Source organism: Lysinibacillus sp. FSL P4-0201 (assembly GCF_038593425.1).
In the GTDB taxonomy this organism is placed as follows: domain Bacteria; phylum Bacillota; class Bacilli; order Bacillales_A; family Planococcaceae; genus Lysinibacillus; species Lysinibacillus capsici.
Map to the genome: position 1 here is coordinate 1,787,179 of NZ_CP151995.1, position 26,283 is coordinate 1,813,461.

26 protein-coding genes are annotated in these 26,283 nt (G+C 38.1%); 16 read left to right on the forward strand and 10 right to left on the reverse strand.

The features are described from left to right. Window positions 1-153 precede the first annotated feature (153 nt). Window positions 154-537: a hypothetical protein gene (locus MKY76_RS08685; protein WP_004229554.1), complete on the reverse strand. Its 384-nt coding sequence runs from the start codon at window positions 535-537 to the stop codon at window positions 154-156. A 215-nt stretch (window positions 538-752) separates the two neighbouring features. Here MKY76_RS08685 and MKY76_RS08690 point away from each other — a divergent pair, with 215 nt between their 5' ends. Beyond that, on the forward strand, window positions 753-1,376 hold the full coding sequence (locus tag MKY76_RS08690) for a LysE family translocator (protein WP_048390149.1): 624 nt from the start codon (window positions 753-755) through the stop codon (window positions 1,374-1,376). Between the two features lie 12 nt (window positions 1,377-1,388). Further along, window positions 1,389-2,177 carry a DUF1835 domain-containing protein gene (locus MKY76_RS08695; protein WP_342557663.1) on the forward strand — a complete coding sequence of 263 codons (789 nt, stop codon included), beginning with the start codon at window positions 1,389-1,391 and terminating at the stop codon, window positions 2,175-2,177. Between the two features lie 43 nt (window positions 2,178-2,220). Here the strand turns inward: MKY76_RS08695 and MKY76_RS08700 are convergent, their stop codons facing one another. Continuing rightward, complete coding sequence (locus MKY76_RS08700; RefSeq protein ID WP_342557664.1) at window positions 2,221-3,102, reverse strand: LysR family transcriptional regulator; 882 nt, start codon at window positions 3,100-3,102, stop codon at window positions 2,221-2,223. A gap of 285 nt (window positions 3,103-3,387) precedes the next feature. On the opposite strand from MKY76_RS08700, the gene MKY76_RS08705 reads away from it, so the two are divergent. Further along, window positions 3,388-4,140: an alpha/beta fold hydrolase gene (locus MKY76_RS08705; protein ID WP_048390156.1), complete on the forward strand. Its 753-nt coding sequence runs from the start codon at window positions 3,388-3,390 to the stop codon at window positions 4,138-4,140. Window positions 4,141-4,306: 166 nt separating this feature from the next. Then, the gene (gene brnQ / locus MKY76_RS08710) at window positions 4,307-5,647 is read left to right on the forward strand and encodes a branched-chain amino acid transport system II carrier protein (protein WP_054550837.1); all 1,341 of its coding nucleotides are present in this window, start codon (window positions 4,307-4,309) and stop codon (window positions 5,645-5,647) included. A 48-nt stretch (window positions 5,648-5,695) separates the two neighbouring features. Here the strand turns inward: brnQ and MKY76_RS08715 are convergent, their stop codons facing one another. Continuing rightward, complete coding sequence (locus MKY76_RS08715) at window positions 5,696-6,454, reverse strand: SDR family oxidoreductase (RefSeq protein ID WP_048390161.1); 759 nt, start codon at window positions 6,452-6,454, stop codon at window positions 5,696-5,698. A 155-nt stretch (window positions 6,455-6,609) separates the two neighbouring features. Between MKY76_RS08715 and MKY76_RS08720 the strand changes: the two genes are divergently transcribed. Next, window positions 6,610-7,191 carry a TetR/AcrR family transcriptional regulator gene (locus MKY76_RS08720; protein ID WP_048390162.1) on the forward strand — a complete coding sequence of 194 codons (582 nt, stop codon included), beginning with the start codon at window positions 6,610-6,612 and terminating at the stop codon, window positions 7,189-7,191. Between the two features lie 219 nt (window positions 7,192-7,410). Here MKY76_RS08720 and MKY76_RS08725 read toward each other — a convergent pair whose 3' ends face one another. Beyond that, complete coding sequence (locus MKY76_RS08725; RefSeq protein ID WP_342557665.1) at window positions 7,411-8,583, reverse strand: ABC transporter permease; 1,173 nt, start codon at window positions 8,581-8,583, stop codon at window positions 7,411-7,413. Window positions 8,584-8,641: 58 nt separating this feature from the next. After that, window positions 8,642-9,229 (reverse strand): TetR/AcrR family transcriptional regulator, encoded by a 588-nt coding sequence (locus tag MKY76_RS08730; protein ID WP_227744833.1) that lies wholly within the window; start codon window positions 9,227-9,229, stop codon window positions 8,642-8,644. 153 nt (window positions 9,230-9,382) lie between these two features. Between MKY76_RS08730 and MKY76_RS08735 the strand changes: the two genes are divergently transcribed. The 10 genes from MKY76_RS08735 (at window position 9,383) to MKY76_RS08780 (ending at window position 19,320) form a co-directional block, all read left to right on the forward strand. Beyond that, the gene (locus MKY76_RS08735; protein ID WP_009374222.1) at window positions 9,383-9,697 is read left to right on the forward strand and encodes a PadR family transcriptional regulator; all 315 of its coding nucleotides are present in this window, start codon (window positions 9,383-9,385) and stop codon (window positions 9,695-9,697) included. Between the two features lies 1 nt (window position 9,698). After that, complete coding sequence (locus MKY76_RS08740) at window positions 9,699-10,235, forward strand: DUF2812 domain-containing protein (RefSeq protein ID WP_319840187.1); 537 nt, start codon at window positions 9,699-9,701, stop codon at window positions 10,233-10,235. A gap of 77 nt (window positions 10,236-10,312) precedes the next feature. After that, window positions 10,313-10,843 carry a DUF2812 domain-containing protein gene (locus MKY76_RS08745; protein WP_257961330.1) on the forward strand — a complete coding sequence of 177 codons (531 nt, stop codon included), beginning with the start codon at window positions 10,313-10,315 and terminating at the stop codon, window positions 10,841-10,843. 13 nt (window positions 10,844-10,856) lie between these two features. Further along, complete coding sequence (locus MKY76_RS08750) at window positions 10,857-11,762, forward strand: ABC transporter ATP-binding protein (protein WP_054550841.1); 906 nt, start codon at window positions 10,857-10,859, stop codon at window positions 11,760-11,762. Then, a complete protein-coding gene (locus MKY76_RS08755) occupies window positions 11,746-12,990 on the forward strand; it encodes an ABC transporter permease (RefSeq protein WP_342557666.1) in 1,245 nt (414 codons plus the stop codon). The genes MKY76_RS08750 and MKY76_RS08755 overlap by 17 nt, the downstream gene beginning before the upstream one ends. A gap of 136 nt (window positions 12,991-13,126) precedes the next feature. Further along, entirely contained in the window at window positions 13,127-13,387 is a 261-nt protein-coding gene (locus MKY76_RS08760; protein WP_342557667.1) for a hypothetical protein, read from the forward strand. Between the two features lie 67 nt (window positions 13,388-13,454). Then, a complete protein-coding gene (locus MKY76_RS08765) occupies window positions 13,455-14,624 on the forward strand; it encodes a toxic anion resistance protein (protein WP_048390185.1) in 1,170 nt (389 codons plus the stop codon). A 223-nt stretch (window positions 14,625-14,847) separates the two neighbouring features. Next, window positions 14,848-15,384, forward strand: a complete 537-nt coding sequence (locus tag MKY76_RS08770) for a hypothetical protein (protein ID WP_342557668.1) — start codon at window positions 14,848-14,850, stop codon at window positions 15,382-15,384. A gap of 134 nt (window positions 15,385-15,518) precedes the next feature. Continuing rightward, window positions 15,519-16,427 (forward strand): EamA family transporter RarD, encoded by a 909-nt coding sequence (gene rarD / locus MKY76_RS08775; RefSeq protein ID WP_048390187.1) that lies wholly within the window; start codon window positions 15,519-15,521, stop codon window positions 16,425-16,427. Window positions 16,428-17,415: 988 nt separating this feature from the next. Next, on the forward strand, window positions 17,416-19,320 hold the full coding sequence (locus tag MKY76_RS08780; RefSeq protein ID WP_257961326.1) for an endonuclease MutS2: 1,905 nt from the start codon (window positions 17,416-17,418) through the stop codon (window positions 19,318-19,320). Between the two features lie 40 nt (window positions 19,321-19,360). On the opposite strand, the gene MKY76_RS08785 is transcribed toward MKY76_RS08780, so the two are convergent. Continuing rightward, window positions 19,361-20,614 carry a helix-turn-helix transcriptional regulator gene (locus MKY76_RS08785; RefSeq protein WP_048390189.1) on the reverse strand — a complete coding sequence of 418 codons (1,254 nt, stop codon included), beginning with the start codon at window positions 20,612-20,614 and terminating at the stop codon, window positions 19,361-19,363. A gap of 121 nt (window positions 20,615-20,735) precedes the next feature. Here MKY76_RS08785 and MKY76_RS08790 point away from each other — a divergent pair, with 121 nt between their 5' ends. Further along, window positions 20,736-22,031, forward strand: a complete 1,296-nt coding sequence (locus MKY76_RS08790; protein ID WP_112117793.1) for an MFS transporter — start codon at window positions 20,736-20,738, stop codon at window positions 22,029-22,031. 36 nt (window positions 22,032-22,067) lie between these two features. Here the strand turns inward: MKY76_RS08790 and MKY76_RS08795 are convergent, their stop codons facing one another. The 4 genes from MKY76_RS08795 to MKY76_RS08810 form a co-directional block, all read right to left on the reverse strand. Then, on the reverse strand, window positions 22,068-22,784 hold the full coding sequence (locus tag MKY76_RS08795) for a lactate utilization protein C (RefSeq protein ID WP_066038257.1): 717 nt from the start codon (window positions 22,782-22,784) through the stop codon (window positions 22,068-22,070). Then, on the reverse strand, window positions 22,784-24,211 hold the full coding sequence (locus tag MKY76_RS08800; protein WP_342557669.1) for a LutB/LldF family L-lactate oxidation iron-sulfur protein: 1,428 nt from the start codon (window positions 24,209-24,211) through the stop codon (window positions 22,784-22,786). The genes MKY76_RS08795 and MKY76_RS08800 overlap by 1 nt, the downstream gene beginning before the upstream one ends. Before the next feature lie 15 nt (window positions 24,212-24,226). Continuing rightward, complete coding sequence (locus tag MKY76_RS08805; RefSeq protein WP_342557670.1) at window positions 24,227-24,943, reverse strand: (Fe-S)-binding protein; 717 nt, start codon at window positions 24,941-24,943, stop codon at window positions 24,227-24,229. A gap of 140 nt (window positions 24,944-25,083) precedes the next feature. Continuing rightward, complete coding sequence (locus MKY76_RS08810; RefSeq protein ID WP_048390198.1) at window positions 25,084-25,815, reverse strand: FadR/GntR family transcriptional regulator; 732 nt, start codon at window positions 25,813-25,815, stop codon at window positions 25,084-25,086. Window positions 25,816-26,283: the final 468 nt, after the last annotated feature.

A 26,283-nucleotide genomic window follows, 5' to 3' on the forward strand; every position in this document is an offset into this window, starting at 1 on the left:
TGGCTAACTACTGGTCTTCGTTCGTTTTCTCATCTATTGACTAAAGGATGCACTACTTCTATAAGTCTGTCAAGCTGAATGGATAAATTACTTGAAAGTTTTGATAAATTAAGAAAGGGATGCGCTAAAACGCTAAAGAGGTCGCTTATTCAATTATTTAAACCACCAAATCGCAATGAAAAGGGGAAGCATAGCCAGTACAATGACAAAGAAACTCCAAATGACTTGTTTCCCCGAAGACATATTTTTGGGTTTAATGCTCATTTGTTCATACAGCTGGTTAATGGCCCTTTGCTCTTTCGCATAAAGCATTGCTTGAAATTCTTCGTAATCTTGTATATAGCTAGATGGGGCACGTGGACTGAAGCGTAAATTTCGAATGGAATCTGTAATCTCTTTGTCAGCCATCCAATACGTGATGACAGGTGCTAAGCCTGCGTTTTGTGTGGCCTTTACCTCAATGTCATGGGATTTCATTTTATAGTAAACCTGTCCATGCTCATCCTCATATTGCGTGACAATATCACTTACTGCCATTATCAATCACCTCTTATGGAAGTTATCTGGTTTATCATGAGTTTCTACTATTATAATGGATTAGGGAAGAAAAGTATCGCTTGAGCGAGCATAAATTGTGAAACCGAAATTTAAAAAAAGTTTTGGATAAAGTCATAAACTTACATCTAGTGAGAACAACGTCATGTAGTATAATGTATATAGTTTTTTAAAAGAAGTTGAAGGAAGGGAAAGTTTTGGACATCTCAACGTTATTTGCGTTTTTAGGGGCTGCGATGATTTTAACCATTATGCCAGGGCCCGATAATTTATTTGTGCTTGCCCAAAGTATTACACAAGATAAAAAAGCGGGTATTGCCACATCTCTTGGATTGTGTACAGGGCTACTTGTTCATATTAGTGCAGCAGTACTTGGTATTTCTGCGATAATTTATCAATCGACCATTATTTTTACCATCGTCAAATTTGCAGGAGCAGCGTATTTATTATATCTAGCTTGGCAATCATTTCGTGCTAAAGGAGACCCTTTTACGTTGCAACAGCAAAATACGCAAGCCTATATTAAATTATATAAAAAAGGAATATTAATGAATATTTTAAATCCTAAAGTATCGTTATTTTTCCTAGCGCTGTTACCACAGTTTGTTAATCCATCGCAAGGACATGTGGCGTTTCAAATGCTTATTTTGGGTATTGTATTTTTAATACAAGCGCTTGTATTATTTTCATTGTTTAGTATATTTGCAGGGAAAGTTAGACAAGTCATTATTGGTAAACCTGCGATTGCTAAACGACTAAATACAGTTCAAGGTATTCTATTCACATTTATCGGGATACAGATTGCCATCAGCAAACAGTAGGGAGGAATGGACATGGCTATTTTACATATTACCTTTAGCTTAGCAACGCAGGGTTCTATGAAACTTGCAATTCGTCAACATCGTTTGCAGCGAAGTGAATCAGTTCTAAGTGTCCATGATGATCTCTCGATTGGACCTCTTCAAAACTTTGAAGAACGTAAAACTTGGTTAGCCACGCATATTTTAGATGATGATGACCAGCAATTGTATGATGAGATGTATGAAAACTGGAGGAAAAAAATCGCTAATTTACCTTGTGATGTGGATGTGTGGATTTGGTATAGTCACAATACGCATGAACAGATAGGACTGCGCTATGTGATGAGTGAGTTAATTCATAAATGCAGTATGGTGTATGGTATTGATGCAACGGAGAATCTGAAGGGTATTCACCCCAATTTAGACATTCGCCATACAGGCGAGCTTTCCTCGGAAATGCTAATGAAGCTTCGCCCTAGTGCAAAACGATTCTCTGTGCAAGAATGTCAGCAACTCGCTAAGGAATGGGAAAACATTAAAGAACAGCCCAGTACATTACGGTTATGGAAAAGTGAACTATTGCATGTAGAGGAAGATGCAATGGATGTATACATTATCGCCAGTGCAAAAAATTTGCATTTACAGCAAAATGAAGAGTGGCTAATGCCTACGCATATTTTGGCACAGATATTTGAAACATTTGTCCATTATGTAGGAAATGATTTCGTAGAGTATCGCTTACTGACGCTCGTCGAACAGGGAGTATTTGCAATGAAAGGCGATACAAATGATATTTTTTCCTATCAGGTTAAATTACTGTAGCATAAAAAAGATCAGGGCTGCCAAAGCCTTGATCTTTTTTATATTATTTATTGTCATAAAAATCAAAGACAAATTGTTTAAACTGACGTGCAGATGGCGATAAATAACGATTTTCTATCCAAGCCATGCCGATAATTCGTTCACATACCATATCCTCAACATGGATTTTAACGATTTTTTTGGGGTTTAAATCATCATCATCGGGTAGTAAGGAAACGCCAAGCCCCGCACCAACAAATCCAGCGATTGTCGATACTTCATCACCTTCATAAGAAATTTTAGGCTTAATGCCCGCAGCATTTAATAAGCGATCAGCTGAGCGGCGTAATGCATAGCCTTTTTTCATTAAGACAAAACTTTCATGCTCCAATTCTTTCATTTTGATGCTTTTACGATGGGCTAATGGATGGTCAATTGGGACCATTATAAAGAGCTCATCTCGCCATAATTCCTTCCAACAAACTGGCGGCTCTGTATCGATCGCGGCTAGTAGGCACAAGTCTAACTCACCTGCCAGTAATTGTTTTAACTGTGAATGGGAGTAGTTTTGTGTGAAATGAAAACGGATATGGGGATGTTTTTGACGGAAGGCACGAATCAAGTCGGGTACAATACTCGTTCCAAGTGTATGTAAAAAACCGAGTGATACATCTCCAAGTTCTGGATTATTAAGCTCCTGTAATTCTAAAACAGCCTTTTCATATTCTTTACGCATGCGCTGGACACGATATAAAAATAGCTCTCCATATCGGTTTAGCATAATCGAGCGCCCTTGTCTGTCGAAAAGCGGTACACCTAATTCTTCCTCCAGCTTTGAAATTGAACGACTAAGTGCCGGCTGTGAAATCGCTAATGCTTCGGCAGCCCGTGTCATATGCTCTAACTTTGCAACGGTTACAAAATATTCTAATTGTTGCCACTCCATTTTTTTCACCTCTTTTCTTGTGATTTTTAAGTTATCTGCATTATAACGGGAAACAGACGGGAAGTATAGGTAACAAAAAATTTTTAAAAGGACGTTGCAATTATTTAGCAGAAAGGAAAAGTTAAGTAGCAGAAAGTGTGATAGTACAGCCGTTAAGTTGACATCATTCATGCACTATAAACATTGATTTGATAAAAACTATAAATTGTACATTATGAATAAAGGGTGATAAGATAGACACATAAAATACACAATTATTAATTTCCGTGAAGGGGATATCATAAAATGAAGTTAACAAAGCCACAACCTCTAACAATCGAGGGAGGCAAAAAAGCCGTACTATTACTGCATGGATTCACAGGTAGCACAAAAGATGTGAAAAAGCTAGGAGAATTTTTATCTCAACGAGGTTATACTGTGCATGCACCAATTTATAGTGGGCATGGCGTAGAACCAGAAGCATTATTAGAAACAAAACCAGAAGATTGGTGGAACGATGTAGTAGAAGGTTATAACTTCCTACAAAAGAAAGGCTATGAAGAAATCGCTGTTGTTGGGATTTCACTTGGAGGCGTCTTTTCGTTAAAGGTTGCAGAGACATTCCCAGTGAAAGCATGTGTAGCGATGTGTGCACCGATTACACGTGATAATTCAAAAGGCTTATTTACACGTTTGTACCACTATGCTCGTTTATATAAACACTTTGAAAATAAATCAAAAGATCAAATTATTTCAGAATTACATGAATTACGTATTTCACCGAAGGATTCATTGGACGGCGTAACACGTTTAACAACAGAAACGCGTGAAGAATTATCAACGATCAAAGCACCAACTCTTGTGTTACAAGGCTCACTAGATGATGACCTATATCAAGAAAGCGCACCTTTTATTTTAAATACTGTGGAAACAGACGACAAAGAAATCATTTGGTATGAAAACTCTGGCCACATTATTACATTGGACAAAGAACGCGATAAAGTGTATGAAGATGTTTATAAATTTTTAGATCATATTGAATGGTCAGTTGCAAACTAAGAAGGGGCTGTCAGTAGACAGCTCTTTTTTTGTTGAATCTCACTGGATAAACGAAAAAACTATTGTAATTATAATAAATGCTTGATAACATGATGAAATTGTAGTGAAAAATCATTCGATTAAAATAATTTGCTATAGTCTAAAACTTCTAAGGAGCACATCAATTATGCAACAAAAAATACCTTTTTCAACTTACGCAGTCATTGGTACCATGTTATTTGGACTGTATTTTGGAGCAGGGAACCTAATTTTTCCTATTCAAATGGGTCAATTTGCTGGGACTAATTTTTGGTTTGGATTAATCGGATTTTTAGTGACTGCTATCGGCTTACCATTCCTCGGAATTTTGGCAATTGGCTTATCAGGTAGTAATGGTTTACGTGATCTAGCCAATCGTGTTCATCCTATATTTGGTATTATTTTTTCATTGGCACTGTACTTAACAATCGGACCATTCTTTGCCATCCCACGTACAGCAACTGTACCTTTTGTAGTAGGGTTTGAGCCATATATTCAAGCACAGCATGCAACACTGCTACTTGCTGTATTTAGCTTTATATTTTTTGCCATTGTCTACTATTTTTCTTTAAATCCAGCGAAAATAATGGATTATATCGGTAAATATTTAACGCCTGCATTTTTAGTTGTTTTATTTATTTTAATTATTACAAGCATTACGAAGCCAATGGGCCATTTCCAGCAGCCAATTGGTGAATATATGGATGCCGCCTTTATGACAGGCTTTAAAGAAGGCTATAATACGATGGACGCCCTTGCCTCACTAGCCTTCGGGATTGTTGTCATTAATGCAATTAAAAGTGCAGGGATTACAGATCGTAAGGAAATTGCCAAGGCTACATGGACATCAGGTATTTTTGCGATGGCTTTAATGACGCTGATTTATGGTCTCATAACATATATGGGCGCTTCCAGTATTAATGCTGTCGGGACTTTTGATAATGGTGGTTTAATCTTTGCGGCAGTGGCCGATCATTATTTCGGCTCATTTGGAGCTATTTTATTGGCGGTCATCATCGTTCTCGCTTGCTTAAAAACAAGTATCGGCTTAATTACATCTTGTAGTGAGTTTTTCCATGAGGTATTTCCAAAAATTAGTTACAAATGGTTTGTGTTTCTGTTGTGTGCTGTATCCTTTACGATTGCGAATTTTGGTTTAAACAATATTATCAAATATGCTATTCCAGTTTTAATGTTCTTATATCCATTAGCAATCGTACTAATCTTGCTCGCTCTAAGCTCATCCTTCTTTAAGAATAAGCAAACAGTGTATGCCATAGCGATGATTTTTACATTTTTCATTAGCCTGATTGATGGCTATAAAGCTCTGGTAGAAAGTGTGCCAGATGCGAAGTTAGGTATATTGGATGCAGTAGAGAAATACTATTCTGCGATGCTTCCTTTTTATGATATTGGCTTAGGATGGATACTGCCAGCGTTAATAGGGGCAGTAATTGGAAGCATGATTCCGTCTCGAAAAGTTATATAATGAAAGAAACACGCACAGAAAATGTCTCTGTGCGTGTTTCCTTATGGATTAGTAAGCTGTCCAGCCACCATCAACAGCAATAACTTGTCCATTCACAAAGCTAGCCTCATCTGAGCCTAGGAAGATCGCTAATTGAGCGATTTCTTCTGGCTGACCAGCCCGCGGATTGATGGATAGTCCTAGTGCTTGTCGTGCAGCACCTGTTTGGCTCATATTTGTCATAGAAGAGGCGATATTGGTCATCACTGCTCCTGGCGCAATACCATTACAGCGAATATTTTTATCAGCATACATAAAGGCTGTATTTTTTGTTAAACCAACTACCGCATGTTTTGAAGCTGTATAAGCAGCCCCAGCCCGTGCACCATATAAGCCACCTGCAGAAATATTATTGACAAAGACACCGTGACCTTGTGCAAGGAAAATTTCGGTAGCCATACGCATAGAGCGCATAACAGCTGTTGTATTCACTGCAAATACTTTTTCCCATCGTTCATCAGAAATTTCTCCAACTGGCTCCATACCATCCATAATACCTGCATTGTTGACTAATATATCTAATTGACCATAGTTCGTTTTTGTTTCATCAAATAAGCGTTGTAAGTCTTCTGTTGATGCGACATTGGTTTGAATGGCAAATGCTGTTCCTCCAGCCGCTTGAATACCTTCCACAACCGCTTGGGCACCCTCTAAATTTAAGTCTGAAACGGCAACCTTAGCGCCTTCTTTTGCATATCCTTCTGCAATGGCTTTCCCCATACCTGAAGCTGCACCTGTCACAATGGCTACTTTACCTTCTAATCTCATCTCAAAGACCTCCTCATAGTAATTTCTTTACTTATTGAACATCTGTTCATTAAAATCATATAATAAGGATGAAAGCGATTTCAATATGCAAAAAAACGGGATGTGTTGAGTAATCAACACATTTGGACAATCTGTTTATTAAGGAGCTGAAAAAATTGCGTACTACGGATTTACGGATTATTAAAACGAAGCAAGCTCTCCACGATGCTTTATTGACCTTGCTTAGCCAAAAACCATTGGAGCAAATCTCCATTGCTGAAATTTGTAGAGAAGCAAAGGTCAATAGAGGAACCTTCTATTTACACTACGAGCAAAAAGAGGGGCTCTTTGAAGAATACTTTCAGGAGATAATGGAGGATTTATATCAATCCTATGAAGAACCCTATCGTGCCGTCACGACATTGGACACAAATCAATTAGATCCCAATACTATCCGTATTTTTCATCATATTGAACGCTTTAAAATGTTTTACCGTATCGTCTTTTCTAAAAATGTCCCGCTGACCTACTATTACATGCTATTTGATGGGATTTATTCCCTGCTAAAACGCGATATTACCACACAACACATACATCAAATGGAGGATCATATCTCGATCGACTATTATAGTGCCTATCAAGCAAACGCCATCATCGGGCTTATCATCCAATGGTATCGCGGCGATTTCAGCGATAGCGTGACCATGTTAAATCAACAGTTAGCAGCTATTTTAAAGAATGTGAGGAGTGGGGGATAGAACGCTTGAATTGAAGGATAGAAGAGAAAAAGTGGCGGATAGAACGCTCAATTTGAAGGATAGAGTAAGAAGCAGTGGATAGGACGCCCGATTTGAAGGATAGTATAGGAAAAGTAGCGGATAGCCAGCTCAAAGTGAAGGATAGAAGAGAAAAAGTAGCGGATAACCACTCAAAGAGAAGGTCTACATCAACTTGTAGACCTTCTCTTTTCTATTAAATCATCGGGCTGGAGCTGGCTTAAATGTGACGATCAACGTAGCGATGGCTAGTGTCACGAAGATGATGATGCCTAAGGAGCTACTGTTTTGCAGGAGATTATCAGAACTACCACCAAAGATGATTGTGTAGTAGCCATCTGCTCCATACGTGGCAGGTAGCATAGCAGCGACCTGCTTGTATCCTTCAGATAGCATGGTTTTTGGAACAAGTACACCTGATGTTACTAATTGGAGTGAGAGAGCACAAATATTAAATATCATCCCCATATTCCCAAAGGCAATCACAAATACTTGGGCCAAGCTAAGGAAAGCAAGGTACATTACAGATTGGAAGAGATAAATCGACAGCAGGCTTTCTTGACTATCGATATTAAAAAGGTGCATCAAGCCAATTGTTATGAATGGCAATGTAAAGGCTACGCCCACATTGAGTAGCTGTCGTGCGAGAAACAATTGCCATTTTGATAGGCTGTCTTGAACGAGCTGTGCTGCTTGCTGGTGTTGCATAATCATAACCATCGCTCCCACAAAGGAGGAGATGATGACCATAAGTGGGACAAAGTTTGCAGCAAATCCCTTTACATCATTGGTTTTTACAATCGTACCATCGACGGGGTGGTCTTTGACATTCATTACAGTCGTTTTGACAGAAGTGGTAATTTGTTGGGCAGTGTGTTGCTCGAAGGGAAGCTGAGCAAATTGTTGAGCAAAGACTTCAACGGCTTGATTTTGTTGCATTGGATAGAGGGCTTGATTGATTTCTACTGTTAATTGCTTTGCTACACCCTCCATCATATTTTTCGCTACACTTGCATTGGCTTGATTAATCGCATAAATAATTTCAGCCTCTTTCCCTGCTTGAATTTGATTTGTAAAATCGGCTGGAATTTGCATAATCATATTAATTTGTCGTTCGTTTAATGCGCTCTCAGCTTCCTCCATCGAAGAATAGTCCTCCATTGCAAAGGGGATGGAGCCTTTGATGTTCTGTGCTACCTGTTGACCCATTACAGAATCTTCCACAACAATACCAATGCTTAACTGTTCCGCTCTTTCATTGACACCATCATAGGCAGTCATCCAAATTGTAAAGAATATTAATTGGAAGGCAATGGTTGCAACAATGCCGATATAGGTTTCACGAACTCGCAATAGTGCTTGTAAACCTGTCATTTTTTATTCCCCCTAAAATTAAGTAAGTACTTACTTGCATTGATTAGAAAAATTTTTTCTAGGAAACGAGTCCCCTAGAAAAAATAGCAACACTAGTTTGTAAAAGTTCTTCAGTTGGTAAGTCAGACACGATAGTTCCAAGGCGAGCACGTGACATAAAATGACCAAAATTCAAAGCTATAAGCGATAACGCTGCTGCTTCAAAATCAACTTCTCTTATTTTTCCTTGTTGATGCATCTCTTGAAAATAGTGAATGAGCTCCTTTTTTATGAGGAGCGGGAGATTGGCGATTTCCTCACTAATTTCAGGAAATTGAATAGATTCCTTAAAGCCGATCATGACAAAATCTTTAATCGACATTAAAAAATGAAAATGCTTCAGTGAGAAATTCAATAAATCCTTTTCTAATTCCCACGTTACATTTTGATTGATCTCCTGCTGTAGAAGAGGATAATAAGAAAATTGCTCAATAATGGCTTTTAATAAACCACGTTTGTTGCCAAAGTGACGAAAAAGAGTGACCTCATTGACACCTGCTAATTCTGCAATGGTTTTGGTAGTTGCAGCTGTATAGCCTTTTTCACTAATCAATTGTAGAGCAGCTTCGATAATTCGTTGCGCAGTTCCTTTCGTTGTCAAGAACATACTTCCTTCCATGCAAGTAATTACTTACATCCTAGCATAGTGTGCAAGGATCTGCAACACTGTGAATGAGCGTTGACAATTATATCGACTGCTGATATATTTTGAATATATCGACTGGCGATATATTGATGGACGATATAAAGGAGGATTTGTATGACACAGGAGCATCCGCCATTAACAGAGGGCGTTTATTATATTTTATTAGCATTATATGAGGCGAGGCATGGCTATGGCATTATGCAATTGGTGGAAGAAATGAGCAATGGAAGAGTGCGCTTAGGGGCCGGAACCATATATGGTGCGATTAAAACATTGTTGGAACGAGGATGGATAGAGGCACTTGATGGAGATGGCAGAAAGAAAGAATATATTATTACTGAAACTGGAAAAACAGTGGTGGAATATGAAATTTTACGATTAAGGGAACTTTTTGACAATGGTATCCGTATAACGAGAGGAGTTGAATAATATGCATAAATATCGATTGATGATTAATCCCTATGCAATAGAGAAGTGGGTCAATGACATGGCTAGTCAGGGCTGGCACTTAAAAAAATTTACATGGATTCGTTTTACGTTTGAGCGTGGAGAACCAAATAGCTATATTTATCGCCATGATGAATTAGAGCGATTCGGTACGCACTATGAAGAGGAATTTCTCGAATTTCTCAAATCCTCTGACATTGAACAAGTAGACCGCTCTGGAAATTTTGTATTTTTTAGAAAAGCAGCACAGGAAGGTCCATTTGAGCTGTATACAGATAAAAAAACGAAAATTGGTAACCTGTCAAAAAAGATGAGGATCCTGCTTTCTCTTATTCTACTTAATTTGTTCATTGGACTAATCGGTTTAATTGGCGATTTTTCGGAGCAAACAACAGACTGGGTTGGTTTTGCGTTAAATACGCTGAATCTTGTGGTTGTTGTATTATTTGCCCTCCCATTCTATAAGCTTATGCGTATACGTAATCGATTAAAGAGAGAATTAAATGTATTTTCGGATTAACGAAGCGTCTATTATTTTCCGGGAAATCAGAAAATAATGAAAAAGGAAGCATGAATTTATAGTAGGAGTGATGCAAAATGAAAAAAAGAATGTATCGTTTTTTTATTGATTACGAAAAGGAAGAGCGATGGGTCAATGACATGGCAGATCGGGGGTGGAATCTTAAAAAGACGGTAGTAGGCTACTTTGTTTTTGAAAAAGGGACACCAGGTCAATATATTTATCGAAATGAATTTATCAATAGAAAGTCGAAGGATTATTTTGAGTTTCTAGACGAAATGCATATCGAGTGTGTGTCTAAGTTTGGTGGGTGGGCCTATTATCGAAAATCAAAATCGGAGGGCCCTTTTGAGATATTTTCAGATGCTTCCTCGAAAATAAACTATATTAAATCCATGAATCGCATTTTTATATTCGTGCTACTGTTAAATTTAATCATTGGTATTTATAATCTATCCCTTGGTTTACGGGAATTCGTTGTAGGATCTATGAATACAAGTGTGGGGTGCATGAATTTGATTGTCGCCTTACTGCTATTCATTCCTATAGTAAAAAATGAAAATCGTAAAAAGGGCTTGAAACAAGACTTACATATATTTGAAGGATAAGGAGGAAGACAACATGACATTACAGTTACAGCATGTCACAAAGAAGTACAAGGATTTTACAGCTGTAGATGATTTAAATTTTACCATTGAAAAAGGGGAAATTTTCGGTCTAATTGGTCAAAATGGTGCAGGAAAAACAACGACATTCCGAATGATTTTAGATTTACAGGAGACGACAGCGGGGACGATTACTTGGGATGGGCAGCCAGTTAATGCCATTAACCGAGATGTCCTTGGTTATTTACCAGAGGAGCGTGGTATTTTCCCAACAATGAAGGTAGAGGAGCAGCTTTACTTTTTTGGTGAGCTACGTGGCATGAAACGAGCAGAGCTGAAAAAGGAAATAGATTTTTGGATTCAACGTTTTGAACTGGAGGAAAAACGCAAGGATAAGGCAGAAACACTGTCAAAGGGGAATCAGCAAAAGGTACAGCTAATTGCAAGCTTTATCCATAAACCTGCGTTTTTAATTTTAGATGAGCCGTTCAGTGGGCTAGATCCCGTCAATAAAGATTTACTAAAGGATGCTATTTTACTATTGAAAGAGCAAGGCACGACGATTTTGTTCTCCAGTCACCAAATGGACAATGTCGAGGAGCTTTGTGATCATTTGTGTTTATTAAAACGAGGTGTTTCTTTATTTTCTGGAAGCTTACTAGATTTAAAGAAACAATATGGTAAAACAAAGCTTGCTGTCCGTACGGATTGGTCAACAACACAATTATTGGCACTTGATGGTGTCAAGGATGTGCGTGTAGAGAAGGAGCAAACAGTGCTTACATTAGTGGACGAAAGCTTTGCTCAAGGTATCTTTGAGCAGCTATCCAATGGGAAGTATATTGAAAAATTCAGCTTAGATTATTTATCGTTAGATGAAATCTTTAAAGATAAGGTAGGTGGCCATGTTGTCGAAGTTTAGTTTATTAATGAAGCAATTATATAAAGCTAAAATTAAATCAAAATCCTTTATCTTAATGACTAGTTTATATGTAATTGTCATGTCAGTGGCTGTCTTCTGGTCAGAAATTAAGGAATTATTCACAGGTGATGATGAAGCACAGCAAATCGCGATTATTAATAAAACCTCTGCTGATCTAAGTGGTATTTTTGTCTCGAATGGAGATATGAACTTTATTCAGGATGAGCAAGATGTAACGACCCTTGAAAAAAGAGTAAAGGACGGCAAGCTGGATGCGATTGTGACGATTAACGACCAAAATGGTCAATTACATGCGGAAATTGCTACGTTTACACCACTGAAATTAAACGATCAATCTACATTATCATCCTTATTACAGTATGCAGGACAACACTATGCTGTACAACAATTATCGCTTTCACCTGAGCAAGCGGCACAAATTATGGCAGCTCAAACAACAATTTCAACGAAAAACTTAAATGAGGCATCAACAGGTGGAAAAAGTGAAGAAGAAAAGCAATCAGGGCTAGTAGTTTCCTATGCGGTAGGAATTTTAATCTATTTCTTCATTTCTACATTCCTATCGATGATTACGACTGAAATAGCCTCTGAAAAAGGCTCACGCGCAATGGAAATGCTGTTAGTTAGTGTCAAACCTGGGACACATTTTAAAGCAAAAATCGCTGGAGTTTTATTGCTCGCTTTAACACAGATGGGTATTATTGCGATCGTGTTCCTTATCTATGCGAAGTTTATCAAAGGTGGAATGGTTTGGGATGCAGCTGCTAGCATTGTCAAGGAATTGTCCGTTGGCTATGTCATCTATGCTATCGTATTCCTACTGTTAACAGTTATCCTTTATCTTATTATCGGTGCATTATTTGGCTCTTTAGTATCGAAAGTAGAAGAGGCGGGTCAAGTATTAATGCCTGCGATGATTATTACGATTATTGGCTTCTATGTTATGCTGACAGGCATGGGGAATCCAGATACAATTATCATTAAAATATTCTCTTATATCCCACTAACTTCTGGAATGATCATGCCAATGCGTATTGGCGCTACAGATATCGGTGGCATTGTACCATTACTTTCTTTAGGAATTTTAGTCGTAACGATTGTTGTCGTATACCTATTCAGTTTATCGTTCTATAAACGTAGTGTATTGACATATAGCTCTGGCGGCGTCATTCAAAAAATTAAAACGGTATTAAAGGTAACAACATAACATAATGGCAGCTACATGGATAATGTAGCTGCTTTTTTGGTGTCATGGTGCCATTGTTAGCAAACAATGTAAAGGAATTTACGGAATCAGTCGAATTTTGGCTAGAAAGAAGCTATAATTTATAAAAGGGGATGAGATGATGTTAGCTAAATCAGAGGTGGAGGCAATTCTTGACCGATCATCAAATCAGCGTTTAGCAACAATCGAAGAAAAAGCGCAGCTCTTTCAAAAGCTTCAACAGCTGTGCCCTACTAGTAAAGAAATAGCAGAAATTCTTCACTATTGCACTGAAGTGGAAATTTTTGTTGATAATGCTCACCCTAATCAATATAGTTTGCAATATAAGGTACACCAGAATGACTATTGTATAGCAGATTCGTATTTTTTCATCCTATAGAAAATGAAACTTTTTTACATGGTAATCGTAAGTAATTAGTAGAGATAAATTGCAGGGGGTAAAACATATGTCTGAATTCAACAATGATCTTTTAAAATCCAAGGACCCATTCGCTTCAGAAAATCCTTTATTACAGCCAAATCCACTTTTACAGCAAACAGCTGAGCAAAAGCCAGTACTTGTATCTGAGCAGGAACTATCACAAATCGCTCAAAACCAGCTAATGTTAAAGCAGGATCCAGAGGTTCATACACTTGCACAAAAAATTGATGTCAAAGATCAAATTGCCATGCTAGAGCTCGGTAAAGAAACGGCAAGTGGCATTTCAACCTTTTCTGATAAAATGCTCGCAACGATGAAAGCTAGTAAGCTGGAAGAATCGAGTGTGCTTTTAAATAACCTGAATAAAATTATGGATAAATTTGATCCACAGGATTTTGCGGAAGAGAAAAAGGGCGGTTTCATCTCCAAGCTCTTTAACAAAGGAAAAGAACAATTGGAAAGGTTCTTATCTAAGTATGACAGCATGAATAAAGAAGTGGATGTCATTTACCGTGAAATCCAAAAATATGAAGGGGAAATGAAGCGTAATACCATTGACCTTGAAAATTTGTATGATCAAAACTTAAACTACTTCCAATCATTAAGTAAATTTGTTGCAGCTATTGAAGTGAAAACAGAAGAGGTTCGTGCGTCTTTACCAGCACTTGAACAAAAGGCTCAAAGTGGTGATCAATTGGCAGCTATGGAATATGAAACAATGCTTCGCGCTGTGGAATTATTAGAGCAACGTCGCTATGATTTAGAAATGGCACAACAAGTATCATTCCAATCAGCACCACAAATTCGCTTAATGCAGCAAGGGAACAATCATCTAATTGCCAAGATTAATTCTGCCTTTGTCACAACGATTCCGATCTTTAAGCAGGGGCTTATTCACGCAGTGACATTGAAGCGTCAAAAGTTGATTTCTGATTCTATGGTGGAACTAGATCGTCGTACGAATGAAATGCTTGTGCGTAATGCAGAAAATATTAGTAAGAACAGTGTGAATATCGCTCGTCAAGCTGGTAGCCCAAGCATTAAAATCGAAACCATTGAAACAACATGGCAAACAATTATGGCTGGTATTCAAGAAACAAAGCAAATTCAAGCAGAAACAGCAAGAAACCGTGAAGAAGGTCGTAAACGTATTGAGCGTTTGCAATTGGAGTATGAGAAACTGAAAAAAATGTAAGGCTAAAGCTTCTTGCAGCTATTGTTGCAAGAGGCTTTTTTTATGGAAAGGGTAGGCAGATAGAGGCTCCTTCCACACAAGTGAAATGATCTTTGACAAAAAGTAAAATAGTGATTATGATAATGTTAAATGAGAATGATTATCAAGTGGAAAAGGAAGCGGAAAGATGCTACACAAAGTTATTCGATTACATGTAATTATTCGTGGAGGAGTGAAAAAATAAATGGCAAATAAAATAAATCCCTCTACATTGTCGTATGAGCCGTTTAAAGATGGGACGCTTGCTCTATACACGACAGATAGCTTAATGATTGTACCACAAAGTCGCTATCTAGAGCTTTTGCATATGGAAGAGTTATATAATGCTATGTATAAGGATTTAGATAACAAGCAAAATGGTTTAGAACGAGAACGAAAAATGCTAAAAAAACAAAATGCACAGCTAACAGAGGATCTACAAAAGTTAAAGCAGCAAAACACGGTCTTGCAGAAAAAGGTCACTGAATATAATTGTTTGGTGGAGGAGATGAAGGTGCTCCGTCAACAAAATACAGATCTTCTCATTGAACTAAGTAAATATACAGCGATGTCAAGAGAGTCATTGACGGGGCCTTTGAAGTCGATGATTCGAGATATGCGTGAGCAAGGGGTTGGAATTAAAGAAATCCATATTCGCATCAAGCGCCAAATCAATCCAGAGATTAGCTATAGTACTGTACGCAAGTATATTTCTGAGCTAGAGTCGGAACAAAAAGGTTAACAGCTTTTAAAAGGAACTAGAAATTTGGCATTTACAGCAGCTACTCAAAGTCCTATAATGAGTCTATTCTTTAACTAGTTTAAGATTATAGGAAATCGTTAACCGATTTCAGTAAGAGTAGGAGCGTTAATATCATGTCAAATGAGAAAAAAGGAGTTTTGGCAGCCTTTTTTGCCTATGCCTTTTGGGGAGCATTCCCTCTATATTGGAAATTACTTGAGCATGTACCAAGTATGGAGATTTTATTATCCCGTGTCATTTGGTCCTTTGTCTTTACGGTGCTGGCAGTGCTCGTATTTCGAATGCGTCAGGATCTCGTAGCAGATTTAAAATATTTATGGTCACATCAAAAGCATTTCTGGCAGCTTGCGGGTGCATCCTTTGTCATTTCAATGAACTGGTATTTATATATTTGGGCAGTGACGCATAATCATCTCATTGAAACGAGCTTAGGTTATTATATTAATCCGCTATTGTCTGTAATTTTCGGGGTGATTTTCTTTAAAGAATCGCTGAGTCGTGCACAATGGGTAGCAACAGGAATTGCTTTTATTGCGGTGATTATTTTGACGATCAATTACGGCTCAGTACCTTGGGTAGCTTTATTGATTGCGCTATCTTTTGCTATTTATGGTGTGCTGAAAAAGAAAATTACACTGGATGCTACAAGAGGCCTAGCCATTGAAACGTTATTGATTTTACCCTTTGCTTTAGGCTATTATGTCTATCTTTTTGCTACACATCAAGCCTCGTTTTTACATGTCGATGTTAAAACAGATATTTTGATGATCTTTAGTGGTTTAGTAACAGCCGTCCCGCTTATTTTATTTGCGAAGGGGGCACAAAATATTCCTTTATATTTACTAGGGTTTATCCAATATGTATCGCCAACGATTGTCTTGATTTTAGGCATCGTGCTATACAAAGAGCCATTTAGTCAGGTTGAGCTCCTTGCATTCAGCATTATTTGGGCAGCTTTACTTTTATTTTCTGGTTCGAAAATTATAGAAACAAGAAAAGCCCATCATAAATCAGTTTCGTAAAAGACTTGTAGATTTTTCTACAGGTCTTTTTTTGTAACTTTTACCACTTCGCTTTGTAATGCACAAAACTTTTTTATTCCTTATCGGATTGGGCTGCTAGATTGTCTGCTATTTTGTTTAAACGTATCCGAAAAATCGATAAAATTCCTCCACTAACATGGTGAAAAATATAGGTAGCTTATAGAGATGAAGTGACTGTTTGAGCACTATTAAAATCGCTAGAGCGAATGGCAGAACGATTACAACACTGCGGGGTTTTTCAGCTCATGCTTTTGCCTTCTAAAAAATAACCAACAAATAATGGTAGCCATTATGAGTGCACTGAGTAGTATGAGGCTAACAATGAATAACTCATTCACCGCTGCTTTATATTGCGCTAAATGCAAGACTGCATAATGAAAGCCCATAGCGTTTATTTCACCAATCACAGTGGCAGAGGCTGTAGGGATTATAAAAATAAATAAGAAAATGAAGGTAAACAGGCAATGGGTAGTCTTTTGTTGTATTTGGGTACTCCCTTCAAATAGAGTCTTTTTGATAGATTCGACAAAATAGGAGAAAACCTTTTGAAGGTAGGTACCTTTACTTTCCTGTTAGCATATAGTAAAATGTCAATAATTAGATAACAATGATCAATTAATGAGAGGTGCTTTTTGTGAGTGCGGTAGGTTCTAACTAGGTAAAAATTGAATGAAATAGTGGCGATGACGACAGCAGGGGATACATGTTATAAACACCCCTTATTTTGTCATGGATCTATTTCAACAACCTATGTAGATACCTACAATACTTTATTAAGCGTGGCAGATAGGATAGAAACTTCAATTAGCTGAAGTTTTATTTGTGATGCCAGGAAAACGCGCCTTTTAAAGATAGAGCTGTGGGGATTCCTCACAGCTTTTTTATTTTGTTTAAACCATCATTGCTATCTATTATTGGGTAGGTATCTTCATGTATGATAAAACATTACAATGAGGAGCAAAAAGAAATGAATAATACTACACTTGAAAAATTACAATATCATGAATTAAAGGACATCGTTAAATCCTATTGTGTCAGCGGGTTAGGCAAACAGCTTTTAGATAAATTAATGCCAAGCTCAAACTTAGCAGTGGTAAAAAATCGGTTGAATGAAACAACAGAAGCTCGTGCAATATTGGATGCAGAGGGGCATGTTCCGTTTTTAGGGGTATCGAATATTGAGCATATTATGACAAAGCTTGAAAAGGGAATGCTTCTAGATCCCAGTGAGCTAGTGAGTATCTCTGATTTTTTAAGAGGCTGCCGCAACATCAAAAAATTTATGTTAGATAAGGCATTTTTTGCGCCTGTTCTTTCCTCTTACGCTCATTCTATGGCTGAATTTAAAAGCGTGGAGGAGGAAATTAATTTTGCGATCAAAGCCAATCGTGTAGATTCGGCCGCTAGTCGTGAATTAAAACGCATCCGACATCATATGGAAACGACAGAGGAAAAAATTAAAGAACGTTTAACGAAATTTTTAAATAACAGTGCTAATAAACCGTATATTCAGGAATTTTTTATTAGTCAAAAGGATGATCGCTATACGATTCCGATTAAAGCGACCTATAAAAATCATGTACAGGGTACGGTCGTTGAAATTTCCTCAAAAGGGGCAACCGTTTTTATGGAGCCAAGTGTTGTCGCTAAATTAAATGTAGAATTAGCTACCTTAAAGGCAGAGGAAGCCGTGGAGGAATACCAGATTTTAGCGTCTTTATCAGGGCTATTGATGGAACATCTTCATGCCATCACCATTAACATGGAGTTGATTAGTCAATACGATATGGTTTTTGCCAAAGCGAAGTTCAGTAGACAAATTGGTGGTAGGGAGCCACGTATAAATGATTACGGTTATATTCAACTAATCAATGGTAAGCATCCATTACTACCAGGAAATGCGGTACCTCTTCAATTTTCCATCGCGAAAGACTACCGTAGCTTAATTATTACAGGTCCAAACGCTGGTGGGAAAACAGTTGTGTTGAAAACCATTGGCCTTTTAACATTAGCTACGATGTCGGGCTTCCATATTGTAGCGGACGAAGGAACGGAAATGGCTGTATTTGATCATATCTTTGTTGATATTGGCGATAATCAAAGTATAGAGAATGCACTTAGTACGTTTTCTTCTCATATGAAAAATCTTTCCGATATTATGAGAGCTGCTAATAATCATACACTCTTACTGTTTGATGAAATTGGCAGTGGAACAGAGCCAAATGAAGGAGCTGCACTAGCCATTGCGATATTAGAAGAATTTTATCAAATGGGCTGTATAACTGTGGCAACTACACATTATGGTGAAATTAAACGATTTTCTGAAATGCATCCTGATTTTATGAATGCGGCAATGCGCTTCCATGCTGAAACATTAGAGCCTTTGTACCAATTACTCATCGGCACCTCTGGAGAAAGCAATGCCTTATGGATTTCTAAAAAAATGAATGTCCGAGAAGCTGTTTTACAAAGAGCAAAGGATTATATAAATAATAAACAATATCAACTGACGATCGTTCAGGACAGTAAAATTCGAAAGCCTAAAGAAGAGAAAAAAAGCTTGGCAGCGGCTTATACATTTGCAAAGGGGGATCGTGTGAAATTATTGGACTATGATGATGTGGGATTGGTATATGAAGAAATGAATCCGTACAATAATGTCAGCGTATTCTATCAGGGGCAAATACTAGAGGTGAATGTAAAGCGGCTTGCCCTTGAATTACCTGCAACAGAGTTATACCCTGAAGGCTATGATTTAGAGACATTATTTGTAGACTATCAGGATCGGAAGCTTCAGCACGATATCGAACGTGGGTCGAAAAAAGCGTTACGCAAGATCCATAAACAAATAAAGAGTGATCGTCAGCAATAAAAACAAGGGATTGCACAGCCTCGTGCAATCCCTTTACTAATTAAGTTATGGAATCAATCTGTGCCTTAATCGTTCGATAGACTTCCTCAATTTTTCGTTTATAGGGCAAATCCACTAAATCCAGTGAATCTGTATAGGCCATTTTCGCAATTTCATAGGCTGTTGTTAGCTCACCAAAATGTGCATAGCAAAGGGCTTTATAGGAAAAGCATTCATTTAAGCTTAAAATATCATATGGATGATTAATATAGATCGGTCTGTGTTTATACTGTTCGAATGCAGCCTTCGCCTCCTCATATTGTCCAAGTAAATATAAGGATTTTCCTTTTTCAGCATAGTAAAAGTTTGGATCTAGCTTGTCTAAATAATCATCGTGTCTAAGCTGATAAAAACGTTCTATTTCAATCAGAGCCTGCTCATAATTATTGCTGTAATTATTACAATAATGTGCCTTCAATACAAAAATAAAAGCATCAACCTCAACACGTTCAGCAAATGCCTGATATTGCTCCAGTTTCATAAACATATGATTGGTTTGTTCAAAATCACGATCAATCATGGCACAATAGGCACCAATTCTGTACATATTATCAATCTGATAGAACAGTTGGTTTTTATGAGCATTGGCAATCGTCTCTTGAATTAATTTTTTCCCTTCCTCATGCTCACCAATTGCAAGTTGGAAAATACTTGTATAATAAGTCATTAATAAGGCATCACGAGAATCGAGCTGATAGTCCTCTTGTTCGATAATTTCCTTTGCCTGTAAGATACGATCGTACGCCAATGTATATTGACGTTTTGCAGCTAAAATAGCCATCTCGAGGATAAAGGTTTTGAACCAATGGCTGAGTAAATTAATTTCCTTAAAAATAGTGCGGGCTTGCTGAAGCGGGACTTCCCATGTTGTTAATCCAGCTTCATACTGGGCATCTGCGTAAATATACAATAAACGGCCAGCTTCATAACTTTGAGGCAGGCCCTCCACAGACGGCTTAATTAAATCGACAATTTCTTGATGATGATGAGCATCACCACGTTTTACTTCTGCAAATAAACTTTCCACCTGCTCTAATAGCTGGCGTATGGAGGATGGAGTTACTTCTTCCAGTAATTCACTAGCTTTTACACCTAAACGTTCAGCAATATAGTCAAGGCTTTCCATAGAAGGCTTAGCCTTATCATTTTCTATTTGGCTTAACATTCCTTTAGTTAGACGATCACCGGCAAGTGCCTCTAATGTTAATTTTTGTTCTTTCCTTAATTTGCGAATTCGTGTGCCTAAAGAGTCCACTGCCTCGCCTCCTTTTGTTTAATTATATTAAACTTTCGCTTGCATGAAAAGAGGAAGCTGTGGTATATTTTGTTTAACATAATTAAACTTTTTAATTTAGTTAAATAATGGAGGGATTTAAATGAATGAAGCGGAAAAATTAAAAAAGGCGACCTATCACTTATGGACGTTCACGGCGAGTAAAATGATTGCCATGTTGGGTGCAAACGTCATGGCATTCGGTATTAGCTTGTATATTTTAGCGATGACTGGGTCGGCAATGAGCTTCGCTACCAATATGATTTGTTCAGTATTACCCCGCGCACTTGTGGCACCCTTAGCAGGCTATGTCGCAGATAATTTTTCAAAAAAACGCACAATATTAATAGCACAGGCAGGAACTATTTTGACAGTAGGGGGATTACTGCTTTATACAGAAACAGTAGGAATGTCCGTTTATGCTATATACATAGCTACTGTTTTTAATACTATTTGCTCAGCCTTTTCTGGTGTAACGTTTTCATCAGCAATTGCCACACTTGTCAATCCAGAGAGATTACAACGTGCGATGTCATTTAACCAAATGTCAATGTCCGTAGCTGCAATTGGAGGACCAGTCATTGGCGGTATGATGTATGGATTTTTTAATATGGATGTATTTTTAATGGTGAATATGGTGGCCTATGCGATTGCCTTTTGTTTAGAGGCAACAATGGATTTTAACCTTTATAGTACAAGAGGGGAAGATACGAAAAAAGAAAAGATGTGGGAAGGGCTGAAAAGTGGTTTTCATTATATCAAGCAACGTAACGTCATTAAGACCATTATGTGGGTGGCATTGTGGATCAACCTATTCTTTTCTGCCATCGCTGTTGGAGGAACGTACATCATTATTGAATTGCTAAAAGTAGAATCCACACACTTTGGCTTTATTGAAGCGTCTGGTGCATTAGGTATGCTCTTAGCATCCCTTTATTTCGCAACAAGATCTGAAGTAAAGGTACCTTTACGCTTTTCGAAAATCAGCTTATTACTATTGGCGGGAAGTGTTGGCTTAGCAGTCATCCCTTTAGTTACTGATTTTACCTATATAGCTATTGTGATCTTCTATCTCATCATTTACTTTATTTTCGCAATTTTCGAAATGGGGATTAATATGCCCATCGGGGTGTATATGCAAAAAATCATTGCGGAAGAGTACCGTGGGCGTGTTTTTGGGCTAATGGAGACGATGGCGATGTCCATGATGCCGATTGGTATGGTAGTCTATGGCATGTTATATGATACATTACCAGCAACTATTATTTTACCAGTAACGAGTGTCATTATTATTATCATTTCACTTGTGATGCTGCGCTCATCTATTTTAAAAGAGGCACATCCAGAGTATTATGAAAAAGCAGCTCTCCCAGAAGGTGTTGCGAACACAACAACTTAAAAGAACAGGCATGCGGTGAAATGCATGCCTGTTCTTTTACTGATCATCAATAACAATATAGGTTGCTTGAATAGGGCCATGGACACCAACGATAAGAATCATTTCGATATCGGCTGAGTTACTTGGTCCCGTAACAAAGTTGATACAGGAAGCAATTTTTTCACCCTGACGGATTTTTTCACTAATCCAACGAGCTGCCTGTGTCATACGAGGCACAATTGTACTTTTAGGAATGATAATGATCGACTTTTCAGGTAAAAAGCTAATGCTTCTCCCTCTATCTTTGCTACTAAAAAGCACGGCAGTTCCCGATTCTGCTAACGTCATTTCACTAATTGTCACGCCAATATTTGCTTTTTCAGCTTGACGGATATTTTCCTCAGGTTGCTGTGAATCCCATTCATAAAGCTGAATATTGGCTTGTGGCCATTGTTCGTTCATAAGTGCGGATAATCCGTAGTCCTGGAACCGTTTATCCTTCCATGTAATAACAGACTGACCTCCATACTTGTCAACAACGTCCTGTAAATCCTCTGGAAGTGTGGCAGTATTAGAAATGACAATATTGGTATGGATGTTGGCACACTGTTTAATTAATATTTCCACCAATTCATCCTTTGTCGCATCTTTGAGCACACGATCTTGTGGCTGATACTGCCAAGTTGGTCGTGGTAGTTCTGTCTTAGGCGAACGTCCGAGCTGCTTCGCAATATTTGCTAAAAAGGTTTCTCGACGCTGAATCATACCAGTCATTATTGCCCGCCTCCTTTTGGACGATGCTTCATCCAGTCTCTAAAGCTGTCTTTACTTGGTGCAGGGAAATCCCTTGCCTCAGTCCATGCTTTTAATGGGCCTGGCCCATTAGAAATAGTTTTGTTTTTGGTAAATGGAGACATGGCAGGTGCAGCCATTTTTGTCGCCATTTTATAAAGGGTAGGGGAGGAAGCCCCTAGTCCAAATGCCTTCATTAAAAGCTTTTCAGAGATAGGGGCCTTGCCCTCATTTTCAACAATGACCTGACGTTGGCGGTGAATGAGCTGATGTAATGGAATTTTAACAGGGCATGCATCTGTACAAGCACCGCACAATGTAGAAGCATAGGGCAGTTCTTTAAAATCATCGTAGCCTCCTAAAAGTGGAGAGAGCACAACACCTACAGGTCCAGAGTAGATAGAGCCATACGTATGCCCACCAACATGACGATAGACAGGGCAAGCATTAACACAGGCAGCACAGCGAATGCATTGTAAAATAGGCTGGAATTCACTACCTAAAATAGCCGAGCGTCCATTATCAACAATAACTAAATGAAATTCCTCTGGTCCATCCGTATCCTCTTCGTCCTTTACGCCTGTTAATGTTGTAATATAGCTCGTTAGCTTTTGACCGACAGCACTTCTTGTTAATAAACTAACAAGGACCTCCATTTCTTCAAATGTAGGAACTATTCTTTCCATTCCCATAACTGTAATTTGTGTTTTTGGTAGCGCTGTTACTAAATCAGCATTGCCCTCATTCGTAACGAGTGTAATCGATCCACTTTCAGCAATAGCAAAATTACAGCCTGTAATACCAATATCGGCTGTTAAATATTCCTGTCTTAATTTTTCACGTACATAAAGGGCAAGTTCCTCTGGCTTTTCTGTTTGACTGTAGCCTTGTTTTTCCTTAAAAACATCTCGAATTTGCTCCTTATTTTTATGCAAGGCTGGCGCCACAATATGCGAAGGGGGCTCGTGATCTGCCACCTGCAAAATATATTCACCTAGGTCTGTCTCAATCACTTCACAACCAAGCGCTTCTAAAGCCGTATTTAAGTTAATTTCTTCTGTCACCATTGATTTGGATTTCACAATTTTTGCCGCATTTTTCTTTTTAGCAATGCTTTGAATATAGTCGGTTGCTTCCTGTGCAGTTTGCGCAAAGAACACATGCCCACCTCGTTTGGCAACATTTTCACTTAATTGATAAAGGTAATAATCAAGATTTGCTAAAACATGCTTGCGAATTTCCTCTCCATGAGAACGCCATTCTTCCCAATGTCCTAATTCCTCTGCTTGTTGAAGGCGACGTGTTTGAAAACGTTCTTGGGCACTCGAAACCGCACGACGCATAAACTGATTATCTAGCTCTTTCGTGACACGTTGTTGAAACCGATCATCACTTGTTTTCATGGCCATGTTTATTTCCCCCTTTTATCGGCAATTTAACACTTCTGCAATATGCATCACTTTAATTGGCTTACCCTGACGTTGAATGCGGCCACCGATATTCAATAAGCAGCCTGCGTCAGCTCCTATCAAAATGTCAGCGCCTGTTTCTTCCACATTCAGTACTTTTTCATTGACCATTTCTCCAGAAATATTGCCCATTTTAACTGAAAATGTGCCACCAAATCCGCAGCATCGATCCTTACCAGGGAGATCCACATAATGCAAGCCCTTGACGTTCTTTAATAATTGGTAGGGTGCCTCTGTTACACCAAGTAATCTTGTCATATGGCATGACGTATGATAAGTAGCTTTACCTTCTAGATACGCTCCAACATCTTCTATCTTTAATACGTTGACAATAAACTCTGTGAATTCATAGGTTTTACCTGCTAATGCTTGCGCTTTTGGCTCCCATAGGGGGTCTCCTTTAAAAACTTCTGGATATTCCTTCAACATATAAGCGCAGGAACCAGAGGGAGAGACTACATATTCAGCATGCTCAAAGGCTGTGATCATTTTTTTCATCGCATTTTTCGATTCTTCGACATAGCCGCTATTGTAAGCAGGCTGTCCACAGCAAATTTGATCCTCTGGAAAGTCGATGTCACAGCCAAGTCTTTCTAATACTTCAACAACTGCTTTTCCCACATCCCCTTGAAACATATCCACTAAGCAAGTGGCGAATAGTGTGACTTTCATATTTCATCGCTCCTTTTGTAAACAACTGGTCATCAGATGACTTTTCGATAATTTAATCTTACAACAAATTTGAAAAAGTGAAAACGTTTTTTTATGAATTTTCAGAAAAGAAAAACTACCTAGCTTGTACTAGGTAGTTTTTAGTGTGAATTGGATTCTGTTGTTTCGAAATATTGTAATAGCACTTTTTCAACGTTGCTTAAATGAGATGCCATTGCATGTTTGGCTAGCTCTTCGTTTTGCTGTTTAATCGCGAGGAAAATCTGCATATGTTCATCATATAATTGTTCGCTCGTTGTTTTTTGTGAATACAACCAAATTCGCCGTGTCTCTTTCATCGTTTCGATCATTAAACCAGAAATTTGATCTAAAATTGTAGTGAGTAGGGGGTTTTGAGAGGCATTGGAAATAGCTGCATGAAATTGATAATCTGCTTTTTCACCAAGCTCGCCATCACCATGTGCCTGCTTCATATCCTCTAAAATTTGTACCATTGCCTGAATATCCTGATCTGTACGTTGGAGGGCTGCACGTCCTGCCGCTCCCACTTCAATAATTTTGCGCACTTCTAGTAAATGAGCAATATCCTGTTTATTCGTTAACATAGCGGTGGATAAAGGAAAGTCAAGCTGATGGGCTGGCACACTTTTGACAAACGTTCCAGAGCCTTGTTTGATTTCAATCAATCCCATTGCTTTTAATGCAGATAATGCCTCCCGTACAGCAGAACGACTCACTTGTAATTGCTCCGCAAGCTGCTCAACTGAGTCAAGCCGATCACCTGGCTTTAGGACACCAGCTCGTATTTTTTCATGTAAGATTTCGGATACTTCTTCATAGATCTTTTTTGGTCTAATCTTTCTTAATTCCAAGGGCTACACCTCTTTTTTCGCTCATTTGCTATCATCATTATACATGAAAATAAGTCATTTACTCATGGTTTACCATGAACACTTTGTGTAGAGTAGAGGACTGTCGAAATTTAAAGAAATAATAATGAAACATATAATAAGGTCATCTGATGACTGTATATCCAGATGATTTAAAAGATGAGTGTAAAATAAATAGTTTCTTACTATAACATGGGCGTGATAGTGTCTATGAAAAACAGAAGCTTCTTTCAACATTAATGACAAGTAATCGACACTGTCAAGAAAAAGGTAGAAAAATTAGCTATACTCTTTTTGAAAAAGGGGGAAGATTGGCGGATTTTGTTGACAGAAAATCAACAGGAGCGCATAATGCAGAAGTAGCTTGGTGGGACTTCTCAAAAATCTCATCATTTTGCCATGAAACGTTCACAAACTAGAAGGGCGCTTTTTATTTTATTTTTTGGTACG

Bases quoted from the DNA above. Each gene is read 5' to 3' on its own strand.
- MKY76_RS08685 (WP_004229554.1), bottom strand. From the start codon at position 537: ATGGCAGTAAGTGATATTGTCACGCAATATGAGGATGAGCATGGACAG.
- MKY76_RS08695 (WP_342557663.1), top strand. From the start codon at position 1,389: ATGGCTATTTTACATATTACCTTTAGCTTAGCAACGCAGGGTTCTATG.
- MKY76_RS08700 (WP_342557664.1), bottom strand. From the start codon at position 3,102: ATGGAGTGGCAACAATTAGAATATTTTGTAACCGTTGCAAAGTTAGAG.
- MKY76_RS08705 (WP_048390156.1), top strand. From the start codon at position 3,388: ATGAAGTTAACAAAGCCACAACCTCTAACAATCGAGGGAGGCAAAAAA.
- brnQ (WP_054550837.1), top strand. From the start codon at position 4,307: ATGCAACAAAAAATACCTTTTTCAACTTACGCAGTCATTGGTACCATG.
- MKY76_RS08715 (WP_048390161.1), bottom strand. From the start codon at position 6,454: ATGAGATTAGAAGGTAAAGTAGCCATTGTGACAGGTGCAGCTTCAGGT.
- MKY76_RS08725 (WP_342557665.1), bottom strand. From the start codon at position 8,583: ATGACAGGTTTACAAGCACTATTGCGAGTTCGTGAAACCTATATCGGC.
- MKY76_RS08730 (WP_227744833.1), bottom strand. From the start codon at position 9,229: ATGTTCTTGACAACGAAAGGAACTGCGCAACGAATTATCGAAGCTGCT.
- MKY76_RS08735 (WP_009374222.1), top strand. From the start codon at position 9,383: ATGACACAGGAGCATCCGCCATTAACAGAGGGCGTTTATTATATTTTA.
- MKY76_RS08740 (WP_319840187.1), top strand. From the start codon at position 9,699: ATGCATAAATATCGATTGATGATTAATCCCTATGCAATAGAGAAGTGG.
- MKY76_RS08745 (WP_257961330.1), top strand. From the start codon at position 10,313: ATGAAAAAAAGAATGTATCGTTTTTTTATTGATTACGAAAAGGAAGAG.
- MKY76_RS08750 (WP_054550841.1), top strand. From the start codon at position 10,857: ATGACATTACAGTTACAGCATGTCACAAAGAAGTACAAGGATTTTACA.
- MKY76_RS08755 (WP_342557666.1), top strand. From the start codon at position 11,746: ATGTTGTCGAAGTTTAGTTTATTAATGAAGCAATTATATAAAGCTAAA.
- MKY76_RS08760 (WP_342557667.1), top strand. From the start codon at position 13,127: ATGATGTTAGCTAAATCAGAGGTGGAGGCAATTCTTGACCGATCATCA.
- MKY76_RS08765 (WP_048390185.1), top strand. From the start codon at position 13,455: ATGTCTGAATTCAACAATGATCTTTTAAAATCCAAGGACCCATTCGCT.
- MKY76_RS08770 (WP_342557668.1), top strand. From the start codon at position 14,848: ATGGCAAATAAAATAAATCCCTCTACATTGTCGTATGAGCCGTTTAAA.
- rarD (WP_048390187.1), top strand. From the start codon at position 15,519: ATGTCAAATGAGAAAAAAGGAGTTTTGGCAGCCTTTTTTGCCTATGCC.
- MKY76_RS08780 (WP_257961326.1), top strand. From the start codon at position 17,416: ATGAATAATACTACACTTGAAAAATTACAATATCATGAATTAAAGGAC.
- MKY76_RS08790 (WP_112117793.1), top strand. From the start codon at position 20,736: ATGAATGAAGCGGAAAAATTAAAAAAGGCGACCTATCACTTATGGACG.
- MKY76_RS08795 (WP_066038257.1), bottom strand. From the start codon at position 22,784: ATGACTGGTATGATTCAGCGTCGAGAAACCTTTTTAGCAAATATTGCG.
- MKY76_RS08800 (WP_342557669.1), bottom strand. From the start codon at position 24,211: ATGGCCATGAAAACAAGTGATGATCGGTTTCAACAACGTGTCACGAAA.
- MKY76_RS08805 (WP_342557670.1), bottom strand. From the start codon at position 24,943: ATGAAAGTCACACTATTCGCCACTTGCTTAGTGGATATGTTTCAAGGG.